This is a genomic window from Prevotella sp. P5-64, from assembly GCF_002251285.1.
Taxonomy (GTDB): Bacteria; Bacteroidota; Bacteroidia; order Bacteroidales; family Bacteroidaceae; genus Prevotella.
In genome coordinates this window covers 39762-50294 of sequence record NZ_NPJK01000003.1, presented here as the reverse complement: position 1 = coordinate 50294, position 10533 = coordinate 39762, and the positions used below count along the sequence as shown (strand labels likewise).

Here is a 10533-nt window from a genome sequence, read left to right as displayed (position 1 = left end):
AGTTTTGCTTGTTTTCTTTTTGCAACACTAAGATAAGTGAAAATTCTGACATGGCAAAATCCTGGGCAACTTTTTGTTGCTCAGGAACTTATAAATAAAGTTAAATTATAGTGTTGCGGAATTAAGGATATCATCAATTTCAGGGGTAATATCAAAGACATAAGTTATGTCAAAGACTATGATCCCTTAGGCGTGTATAATCAAACTAAAGGTATGATTGAATCGCCTGAAATGGCATACACCATAGCAGATTGTATCCTCGCAGCCAAATATGGGAGGAAAGAGATGGATGATGAGAAGCCTTATAGCATAACCCTTTTGGGTGGGAGGTTTTGGGTAATCACAGGAACCCTAAAAAGTGCCAAAGGAGGTGTTGCTCATATTGTATTGAAAAAAGATGACGGGCAAATACAGACCATATATCATGATAAATAATAACCCAAATTCGGGTTAATAAAAAAGTAATATAGAAGAGTTTGTAACTGGAAAACTACAATTCAAATAGTTATGACACCACCTTATAAAAAATGGTTTTTCATACTATCATAAAAAAATTGATGAAAATCTAGCACACATGGCAATCGATATAGCGGCATACGTCTACTACGGCCGCCCGGCGCTCACGGCCTCGTATTACGACGGATACGGGTTCTTGGAGGCGCTGTGTCCGGACGGCATGGCTGTCATCCCCGATACGCTCTGCGTGAGGGGGCTGGCCACGGGCTCGGTGAGCACCGTGGGCGGCAGGGGGCAGGGTGACACAGCTGGGTTACGATGCCGAGGGACGCGTGGCGCTCACGCAGGCCTTCTACGGTGGAAGGGCTGTGGTGGAGGAGACCGCCTACACCCTCGATGGCCGTATGGGGCGCAGGACGGTGACGGCGATGGGGGCAGGCAGCGATGCGCACACGGAGGAGTACGCATACAGTTATGACGCACAGGCACGGCTCACGCGTGTCACGCAGCGACGGCCTGCCGCGCCGCATAGATTTCGACGACGGCAGCCACATAGACTACGCCTACTCGGCCGACGGGGAGAAGCTGAGGGTAGATTACTATCTCAATCCCTACACCCCGGCCGTGCCCGACGGCGAGGAGTTCGGCATAGCCTGCGACAGCAGCCAGCTGGTGCACACGTGGCGCGAGTATGCAGGCAACAGGGTCTATGAGAATGGCGTGCTCAGCCGCCTGCTCTTCGACGGTGGATATGTGTCCTTCGGCGACAGTGGAGAACCCACATACCATTATTACATCAAGGACTACTTGGGCAACAACCGCATAGTGGCCGACGCACACGGAAACGTGGAGGAGGTGAACCACTACTACCCCTATGGCGCGCTCATGGGCGACAGCCGCAATGCCACCACCCAACCCTACAAATACATAGGCAAAGAACTCGACCGCACCCACGGTGCCCGCCACCACGCCCCGTGACCAGAATTATCCCCATGGTTTATCGGGTGAGCCTTGGTTTATCGGGTGGGCGCTGTGGTGGCGCCGGCAAGTGGGACGGTGGGGAAGATACGGGAACTGCCAATAACAAAAAAGTCCTAAGGAACTCCTTAGGACTTTCAGCGCTTCAAGATGGGCTTGAACCAACGACCCCCTGATTAACAGTCAGGTGCTCTAACCAACTGAGCTATTGAAGCAGTGTGCATCATTTCTGAATTGCGAGTGCAAAGGTACAGGGTTTTTCCCAAACCTCCAAACATTTCTCCATATTTTTTTCAAAAACATCAAAAAAAAATATTTTTTCGCTCATTTCATGCCCTAATGTGCCGTGTTATTCGTACTTTTGCATATTATGAGAAAGGTATTTATAGTAATACTTCTGGCGATGGGCATCTCTGTCCACGCCCAGAACAAAGACCACAATCTTGAAGTGGCCAAAAACTTGGAAGTTTTCAACTCCATATACAAGCATCTCGACTTGCTTTATGTCGATACCCTCAACGCCAAGGAGGTGGTGGGCAATGCCATCAACGGCATGTTGCGCAGTCTGGACCCCTACACGGTGTACTACTCGGAAGACAAGACCAACGAGTTGCGCACCATGCTCACGGGCAAGTATGCGGGCATAGGCAGTATAATAAGGTGGAACTCGCAAATCAGCAACTCGGTCATCGAGGAGCCCTATGAGGGCATGCCTGCCGCCGAAGCCGGTCTGCGCAAGGGCGACGTGATACTCAGCATCGACGGCGAGTCAATGAAGGGCAAGGACAACGCCTACGTGAGCGACCATCTGCGTGGCGACGCCGGTACCACCTTCGAACTCAAGATACGCCGACCCTCTACAGGCAAGGAGATGCGGTTCAAGATTACGCGTCGGTCCATCCAGATGCCCGCAGTGCCCTATTACGGCGTGCAGCAGGGTGGAATAGGGTATATCAAGCTCAATGAATTTACAGAGAACAGCGCCAAGATTGTGCGCAACGCATTCATCGATATGCGCCACCAGCAGATTAAGGGACTTATCCTTGACCTGCGCAACAATGGCGGCGGTTCGGAACTCGAGGCAGCCAATCTGGTAAACCTCTTTGTGCCCAAGGGCGTGACCGTAGTGTCCAACCGTGGCAAGCTGAAGCGTGCCAACCACGACTACAAGACCACCAGCGAGCCCATAGACACCGTGATACCCATTGTGGTGATGGTCAACGGCAACTCTGCCTCGTCGGCAGAGATTGTCACCGGTGCCCTGCAGGACATGGACCGCGCCGTGGTGCTCGGTACCAAGACCTACGGCAAGGGTCTGGTGCAGATGCCCATCGACCTGCCTTACAACAGCGAGATGAAGGTGACCACCAGCCGTTACTACATACCCAGCGGCCGCTGCATACAGGCACGCAAGTATCGTCACAATGACGGCGGCTCGTCGGAGGTGATAGCCGACTCTACCAAGCGCAAGTTCTATACCCTCAACGGCCGCGAGGTGCTCGATGCCGGTGGCATCACGCCCGACGTGGTGGTCGAGGGCGACTCGCTGCCCAACATCGCCTACTATCTGGCGGCTGCGCGCGACTCCAACGAGGTGCTGCTCAACTACGAAGTAGACTATATCGCCAAGCACCCAACGGTGGCTCAGCCTGCCGACTTTGAACTCTCCGACGAAGACTATGCCGAGTTCAAGAAGCGTGTGCTCGACTCGGGCTTCACCTATGACCGCACCAGCGAGAAGTTCCTGAAAGACCTCGAACAGCTCACCCGCTTTGAGGGATACTATGACGACGCCAAGCCCGAGTTCGAGGCGCTCAAGAAGAAGCTCAGCCACAACGTCGCCAAGGACCTCGAATACAACAAGCAGGCCATCAAGAACATCATCAACAATGACCTGATGGCTGCCTACTACTTCCAGCGCGGTGCCACCCAGAACTCGCTGCGCCACGACAAGCAGATGGACGAGGCGATGAAGCTCATCACCGACGGCGAGCGCTATGCCAAGATACTCAACCCCAAGAAATAGCAGGAGTCCAATCTCCCTTCACCGCTGAAGCATGGCACAGACGCTGAAACAGAAAACCATAGGAGCCATAATATGGAACCTGCTCGACCGTGGCGGTCAGCAGGTCCTGCAGATGGCCATGGTCATCGTGGTAGCCAACATCCTCTGCCCCGACGACTATGCCCTCGTGGCCATGCTTGCCATCTTCACCGCCGTGGGCAATCTGGTGGTCGAGAGCGGCTTTGGCGCCGCCCTCATCCAGCGTCACGATGCCGACGACCGTCACTACTCATCGGTCTTCTGGTTCAATCTCGCGATGAGCAGCGCCCTCTATCTGCTGCTCTTGGGCTGTTCGCCCTGGATAGCGGCATACTTTGGCGAGCCCCAGTTGGTGGCACTCTCGGCGGTAGTCTTCCTGAGTCTGCCCCTCAACGCCACCATGCTCATCCAGACCACCCTGCTCAACAAGCAGATACGGTTCCGCCACCTTGCCAAGGTCAATCTGGCGGCGATGCTCGTGTCGTCACTGGCTGCCATCGTGATGGCGTTCTGCGGCTGTGGCGTGTGGACCCTGGCGTGGCAGCCCGTGATACTCGCCGGCGTGAAGAGTGGGCTGCTCTGGACCACCAACCGCTGGCGGCCCCAGTGCTACTTCAGCATGGCGATTATCCGCGACCTCTTCGGCTTCGCGTCGAGTCTGCTGCTCTCGGGCTTGCTCAACGTGGTCTTCATCAATGTCTACTCGCTTGTCATCCCGCGACTCTACCCCAAGCGCGAACTGGGCCTGTTTACCCAGGGCAACAAGATATGCGACCCCATAGTGAGTCTGGTGTACGGCAGCATACAGAACGCCACATACCCCATCTTCAGCAACATACAGAACCAGCACGACAGGCTCATCAACGCCTACCGTAAGTCGATACGCTTCACCTCATTCCTCACCTTCCCGCTGCTCATCGGCGGCGTGATGGTGGCGCCGGCGCTCTTCCGTCTGCTCTTCAAGAGCGAGTGGTGGGATGCCATACCCTTCTTCCAGCTGCTGTGCATGGGCGGCTGCTTCACCGTGCTCACCGCCATCAACAACAACTTCATCAAGGTGAGCGGGCGCTCTTCGGGCATACTGCGCATAGAGATTATCAAGATGGCACTCACCGCCGTGTCGATAGCCCTGCTTGCCCGCGAGAGCGTGCTGGCTATGGTGGCTGGTCTGATGGCGGTAAGAGGCGTGGTACACCTTATTAATATATATTACACCCAACGCTACACCGGCTATGGCATGTGGGCGCAACTCTGCGACACGGTTCCCTATCTGCTGCTGGCCATGGTAATGGCTGCCGCCGTGTGGAGTGTGGGTCTGGTGGTCGACAAGCCCTGGCTGCTGCTGCCTCTGCAGATAGTGGCGGGCGCGGCGGTATATACCCTGCTGGCCTATGCCACCGGCAGCAAGATACTCAAAGATGCCATCCGTTTACTGCTTAAGAAAGAAACATTATGAACAGAGACGTCAAGGTGAGCGTGCTGATGCTCGCCTACAACCAGCAACAATATGTCGATGAGGCCATACGCAGTGTGGTGCTCCAAGAGGCCGACTTCGATTACGAACTCATCATCGGCGATGATGGCAGCAGCGATGCCACCGCCGAGCGTTGCCGCGAGTGGCAGCAGCGCTATCTCGACCGCATAAGGCTGCTCGACCATAGCGACAATGTGGGTCTGGCGCGCAACTTCGTGCGCACCTACCGTGAAGCCACCGGCCGCTACATCGCCATCTGCGAGGCCGACGACTTCTGGACCGACCGCCACAAGCTGCAGATTCAGGCCGACTTCCTCGACAGCCACCCCGAGTATGCCATGTGCTTCCACCGGGTGGTCAACTACTACGAGGCCAACGGCACCAAGAGTCTGAGCAATGGCGGCCAGCGTCACGAGATGACCATCAACGATATTGCCCTGTGCAACCCCATCACCAACGTGTCGGTGTGCTACCGTCGCGGCGTCTTCGGCGAACTGCCGGAGTGGATGGACCGCGTGACAAGCTATGACCTGGTGATGCATCTGCTCACCCTGCAGTATGGCAAGGTATACTACATGCACCGCGTGATGGCTGTCTATCGCAAGTTGGCCACCAGCATCTGGACCGGAGGCGACAAGGCCCGCCGCGCTGAAATCTCGCGCAAGAACCGCGACTTGCTCATCGGCTACTTCGCCGACCGCAATCCCGAGGTGTGTGACATTCTGCGTCGCGCCAACGCCCTCAACTGCATCGACATGGCCAACAGCATGGACGACTGTGGCAAGCACGAAGAGGCAGGCACCTATCTGCAGATGGTGAGCCAATACAAGTCCGACTGGAGCCCTGCCGAGATCTACAGGTACCGCCACAACATGGTCAAGAGCCAGCGCCCACGCCCCATGCGCCGTCTGCTCACCGCCTGCCGCGCCTTTGTCTCCAAGTTTATCCCATTACCACGAATACGATGACACAGAAACCCCGTTCACATATCACCCTGGTGCCCTTTGGCGGACTGGGCAACCGGCTCAAGGCCATCAGCGCCGGCATAAGGCTGGCGCGCCAGACCCATAGCGACATCGACATCTACTGGGTCGTGGACAACGGACTGGCGTGCCGTTTCGACCAGCTCTTCCTGCCCATCGACACCGACGGCGTGAGACTCATCGAGGCCACCGCCGACGACCTCAAGCGATGGGACCGTCCCCGCCGCAAGAACTTCTACCGCCCCTACCTCTACATGCTCAGCCACGGCGTCAGGATGTTTGCCAATGTGCAGAGCGAGGACGAGATAGACCGCTGCTTTGCCGATGGCAAGACGCACAACGTGTGGATTTCGAGCTGCGTCTACTTCCCCGACAAGGACCACGTGCCCGTCGACGCCTACGACATCTTCCATCCCAAGGCCGAGATACAGGCCGAGATAGACCGGATAGCCCGCGACTTCGGCGACAATACCGTGGGAGTGCACGTGCGCCGTACCGACAATGCCGGCTCTATCCAGGGCAGCAAGACCGAGGACTTCCTGGAGTGTATGGAACTGCAGCAAGCCAACACCCGCTTCTATCTCGCCACCGACGAGGAAGAGATAAAAAACCTGATGCGTGGTGAGTTTGGCGACCGCATCATCAGTATGGACGCCGAGGCATGCCGCTCTACCGCCGACGGCATACGCAACGCTGTAGTCGAGATGTATGTGCTCTCGCGTACCTGCCGCATCTTCGGTTCGCACCGTTCTACCTTCTCGGCAGCGTCGGCATGTATTGGCAGGATACCTTACGAGGCGACCGACGCATCGACCGCCGACAAGTTGGAGCCCTCTGCCCCCGTGGCGACGAAGATACTGACCATCATCGTGTCCTACAACTTCATGCCGTGGATAGACCGCTGTCTGGGGTCGCTCATCCACTCGCAGACTCCCACCGACATCATGGTGATAGACAACTGCTCCAAGGACGAGACCGTGGCAGAGATAGAGCGACGCTATCCCCAGGTGATGCTCGTGAGAAACAGCGAGAACCTGGGCTTCGGCCGTGCCAACAATATCGGTATGTGCTACGCCATAGACCATGGCTACGACGCCGTGCTGCTGCTGAACCAGGACGCATGGATAGACGCCGACGCCTTAGGCAGACTGGCTGAGGCGAGCCGTCGTCATCCTCGTTACGGCATACTCTCGCCCATCCACCTCACCGGCAGCGGCGACAAGATAGAGCATGGTTTCGCGGTCTACAGTGGTGTGCAGAGCAAGGACAGCCAGCCCGAGGCTCCGCTGGTGCAGGTGCCCTTCATCGATGCAGCCATCTGGTATATGCCCGTGGCTGCCCTGAAGCGTGTGGGACTCTTCGCGCCCATCTACAAGCACTACGGCGAAGACAAAGACCTGGCCAACCGCATGGCATACCATCACTACCGCATCGGATTTCTGCCCCGCGTCTATGGCAGTCATGCCCGCGAAGAGCGCAAGGTGACCCACGACGCCTTCATCCATTCCGAGTTTGTCTATCACCTCTCGCAGGAGACCAATCCCAATGAGAAGTACAAGCATATACACCGGATAAACCATCTGGCACTGTGGAAGAAGGAACTCATGGCCATCATTACCCTGCAGTGGTGGCGTCTGGGCCGTTTTGTCAGGATATGGCGCCAGCTCAAAGACCTGCAGGGCGAGATAGAGAAGACTCGCAGCGAGTCGTGCAACGTAGACATCAACAATTACAGATAATGGAAACAGCCCCAATCATACTCCTGGCTTACAACCGGCCAGAACACGTGGAGCGGGCGGTGGCTTCGCTTCTCCACAATGCCGAGGCGGCGCAGTCGGACCTCTACATCTACTGCGACGGAGCCAAGCCAGGCACCGACCCGGCACCGGTGGAACGCGTGAGGGAGATAGCCCGCAGCGTAGAGGGCTTCAGAGAGGTGCATCTCGTGATGCGTGAGCGCAACTACGGCCTCGCCGCCAACGTGATAGACAGTGTGACGCAGGTGGTCAACGCCTACGGACGCGTCATCGTGGTCGAAGACGACCTGGTGGTGGCTCCTTACTTCCTGAGGTTTATGAACGACGCCCTCGAGACCTACAAGGACGAAGAGCGCGTGGGCCATATCCAGGCCTGCGACTTCACCCACGCCCCTCTGCCCGATACCTTTCTCATCAAGTGGACCGGCAGCTGGGGTTGGGCTACCTGGAAGCGCGCCTGGCGCCACTTCAACCCCGACGGCAAGGCACTGCTCGCCGAGCTGCGTGCCCGCGGGCTCACGCGGAGATTTGATTTCAACGGCAAGTATGGCTTTACGCGTATGCTGCGCCGTCAGACCCAGGGTATCAATGACTCGTGGGCCATCCGCTGGAATGCCACGCTCTTCCTCGCCGACATCCTGTCGCTCAACGTGGGTCGCTCGCTCGTCGCCAACGAAGGCTTTGACGGCAGCGGCACCAACTGTGGTGGCGGAGGACTCTACGACTCGCTGCTCTATCCCCACCGTCTCGCTGTGGAGAAGATTGAGCCCATCGAGGAAAACCTCGAGGCGCGTAGAGAGTTTGAACGCTATTATGCCCGCACCAACTCGTTCTGGGCAAAGGCACGCCGCCGCATCATCCGTACCCTCCACGGCGACTTCGGAGCCTGAGCCATGCCCCGAAAGCGCCATAAAGCCGGCGGAAGTAGCAATTTTCTCTGCAATAACCGTCGTGGTTTGGCTTTTTTTCAGTAAGTTTGCAATCTATGGTAGAAAAAACGAAGACATTGCATGTCATTGACAGACTGTTGACCCTCCTGTTTGCCCCCATCAAGGCCAACACCCTATTCTTTGTCACCATGTACCTGCTTGGGGTGGTGGGCGAGTGGCTCACGCTGCCCAACATCAAGGGCATACACCTCTATGGCAATCTCTATCTCGAACTCTTCATCGACATCTATGTCGTCTGCGCCCTGCTTATGCTCCTTCCCGGCAAGGTAAGGATGTGGGTTCGTCGCCTTATATATATAATAGTATACAGTGTGGCCATCGTGGACATCTATTGCTTCTGGAAATTCCGGTCGACGATAACCCCCACGATGCTGCTGCTCGTCGACGAGACCGACTCGAGGGAGGCGGGCGAGTTTCTGCGCTCCTACCTCTCGCCCGAGGTGGTGTTCAGTCCGGTGGGATGGGTGTTCCTGCTCATCGGAGTTCATGCCCTCGCGGTGTGGAAGCGCCATTGGTTGAAGCAGCGGCTGTTGCCTGTAGCCGAGAAGTATGCTCCCGTGTTGGGAGGACTGGTCGTGGTGGCTGGCGTGTGGGCCACGGTGTCGAGCTGGCACAACAAGACGGCGCTGGCGAAGCTCCTCTCAGCCCGTACGATAGGCGAGGTGGAACATACGCTCACCGACCCGCAGCACGCCGTGCTCTATACGCCCCTGTGGAGGCTCACCTTCAGCGTGTATGCCAACTCGCTCGCCGCACAGCAGATAAACCGTCTGGTGCAGAACGTGGATAAAATACAGGTAGACACCTGCTCTTTTCGCTCACCTACCATCGTGCTGATTATCGGTGAAAGCTACGGCAAGCACCACTCCCAGCAGTATGGCTATGAGCTGCCTACGACGCCACGGCAGTCGGCTCGCGAGCGCCGCGGACGACTGGTGAAGTTTACCGACGTGGTGTCGCCGTGGAACCTCACCAGCTTTGTGTTCAAGAACACCTTCTCCCTGCACGTCATGGGACAGCCGGGCGAGTGGTGCGACTATCCCCTCTTCCCCGAGGTATTCCGCAGCGCCGGGTATCATGTCTCCTTCCTCACCAACCAATTCCTGCCCAAAGCCAAGGAGGCAGTCTATGACTTCAGCGGCGGCTTCTTCCTGAACAATCCCACGCTGAGTGCCGCCCAGTTTGACACCCGCAACACCGAGGTGCACAAGTATGACGACGGACTGCTCTCGGACTATGACCAGATAGCCGACTCGACCGCCAAGAACCGTGGCAACCTCTATATCTTCCACCTCTTGGGTCAGCATGTGGCCTATCGCGACCGCTATCCCCACAAGCGCACCCACTTCTATGCGTCGGACTATGAGGAACGGCGTCCGGAGCTCTCTGCCAAGCAGCGCAAGATGGTGAGCTACTATGACAATGCCGTGCTCTATAACGACTCCATCGTCGACGCTATCTGCCACCGCTTTGACAACCAGGATGCCATCGTCATCTATATGCCCGACCACGGCGAAGAGTGCTACGAGGAAAACCGTGGCATCATCTGCCGCAACCATTCAGCCAAAATCGACTACGGACTGGCCAAGTATGAGTTTGAGATCCCCTTCTGGATTTACTGCACCCATCGTTATGCCGTGCGTCATCCACAGATATTCAAGCAGATAGTAGAAGCACGCAAGCGTCCATACATGACCGACGCGCTGCCACATCTGCTGCTCTATCTCGCCGGCATCTCCACGCCCGATTACTGCTCCCGCTACAATATCCTGAGCGATGACTACGACGCCTCGCGCCCCCGTCTGCTCAAGGGAAAGACCGACTATGACAAGCTGGTGCCGCCTGCGAAACCAGCCAACACTGTTTCCACCCCATTCAAATAACCGATAAT

At 56.7% G+C, this 10533-nt stretch carries 8 protein-coding genes and 1 tRNA gene; 8 read left to right on the top strand and 1 reads right to left on the bottom strand.

Annotated elements, in window-relative coordinates; genetic code table 11:
• Nucleotides 1-213: 213 nt before the first annotated feature.
• Both CIK87_RS00455 and CIK87_RS00445 read left to right on the top strand, forming a co-directional pair.
• Nucleotides 214-435 carry a YbbC/YhhH family protein gene (locus tag CIK87_RS00455; protein WP_094384527.1) on the top strand — a complete coding sequence of 74 codons (222 nt, stop codon included), beginning with the start codon at nt 214-216 and terminating at the stop codon, nt 433-435.
• 495 nt (nt 436-930) lie between these two features.
• On the top strand, nt 931-1434 hold the full coding sequence (locus tag CIK87_RS00445; protein WP_144008045.1) for a hypothetical protein: 504 nt from the start codon (nt 931-933) through the stop codon (nt 1432-1434).
• 141 nt (nt 1435-1575) lie between these two features.
• On the opposite strand, the gene CIK87_RS00440 is transcribed toward CIK87_RS00445, so the two are convergent.
• Nucleotides 1576-1649: transfer RNA gene (locus CIK87_RS00440), tRNA-Asn, on the bottom strand.
• 155 nt (nt 1650-1804) lie between these two features.
• Here CIK87_RS00440 and CIK87_RS00435 point away from each other — a divergent pair.
• From CIK87_RS00435 to CIK87_RS00410, 6 genes are all read left to right on the top strand, one after another.
• A complete protein-coding gene (locus CIK87_RS00435) occupies nt 1805-3460 on the top strand; it encodes a S41 family peptidase (RefSeq protein ID WP_094384522.1) in 1656 nt (551 codons plus the stop codon).
• Between the two features lie 31 nt (nt 3461-3491).
• On the top strand, nt 3492-4934 hold the full coding sequence (locus CIK87_RS00430) for a lipopolysaccharide biosynthesis protein (protein ID WP_094384520.1): 1443 nt from the start codon (nt 3492-3494) through the stop codon (nt 4932-4934).
• Nucleotides 4931-5920, top strand: a complete 990-nt coding sequence (locus tag CIK87_RS00425; protein ID WP_094384518.1) for a glycosyltransferase — start codon at nt 4931-4933, stop codon at nt 5918-5920. The genes CIK87_RS00430 and CIK87_RS00425 overlap by 4 nt, the downstream gene beginning before the upstream one ends.
• The gene (locus CIK87_RS14590; RefSeq protein WP_254046476.1) at nt 5917-7674 is read left to right on the top strand and encodes a glycosyltransferase; all 1758 of its coding nucleotides are present in this window, start codon (nt 5917-5919) and stop codon (nt 7672-7674) included. The genes CIK87_RS00425 and CIK87_RS14590 overlap by 4 nt, the downstream gene beginning before the upstream one ends.
• Entirely contained in the window at nt 7674-8582 is a 909-nt protein-coding gene (locus CIK87_RS00415; RefSeq protein WP_094384516.1) for a glycosyltransferase, read from the top strand. Before CIK87_RS14590 ends, CIK87_RS00415 begins: the two co-directional genes overlap by 1 nt.
• A gap of 95 nt (nt 8583-8677) precedes the next feature.
• The gene (locus CIK87_RS00410; RefSeq protein WP_173823464.1) at nt 8678-10525 is read left to right on the top strand and encodes a phosphoethanolamine transferase; all 1848 of its coding nucleotides are present in this window, start codon (nt 8678-8680) and stop codon (nt 10523-10525) included.
• Nucleotides 10526-10533 lie beyond the last annotated feature (8 nt).